Genomic DNA, 532 nt, shown 5'->3' with positions numbered 1-532 from the left:
GAAGAATGAGCGTACGAGCTGGTAAACACCCTGGCCGATGCCGGTCGCATCGATGCCGATATAGTCGACCGTGTATTTCTCAGTCAGCGCACGGATGGCCTCGGCCTGCGCGGCAAAATCCATGCCTTTCCACTGGTGACGCTCAAGGATGCGGAACTTGCCACCGGCAACCAGCGGCGGAGCCAGCACCGCACAGCCTGCGCTGTCGCCGGTATGTGACGGGTCGTAGCCAATCCAGACCGGACGCCAGTTAAACGGACGGTCAGCGAATGGCTCGAAGTCCTCCCATTCTTCCATCGCATCGACCATGCAACGCTGGAGCTCCTCGAACGGGAATACCGACGCTTTATCGTCGACGAACTCGCACATAAACAGGTTACGGAAGTCATCCGCGCTGTTTTCCTGTCTGAGCTGGTCGAGGTTAAACAGGGTACAGCCCCCGGCGAGCGCGTCCTCAATGGTGACAATCTGCCGCCACTGGCCGTCCCCGCATAACATGCCCCCGGCAAGCGCCTGATGACTGATATCGATG

1 protein-coding gene is annotated in these 532 nt (G+C 59.4%); it reads right to left on the bottom strand.

Annotated elements, in window-relative coordinates:
* Window positions 1–532, bottom strand: a 532-nt coding sequence (locus tag RE027_RS18165; protein ID WP_368809699.1) for a phage terminase large subunit family protein, incomplete at both ends; no start/stop codon positions are given.

It is taken from the genome of Kocuria sabuli (assembly GCF_040981185.1).
GTDB classification, from domain to species: domain Bacteria; phylum Actinomycetota; class Actinomycetes; order Actinomycetales; family Micrococcaceae; genus Kocuria; species Kocuria sabuli.
This window is presented reverse-complemented; position numbering and strand designations above follow the sequence as displayed.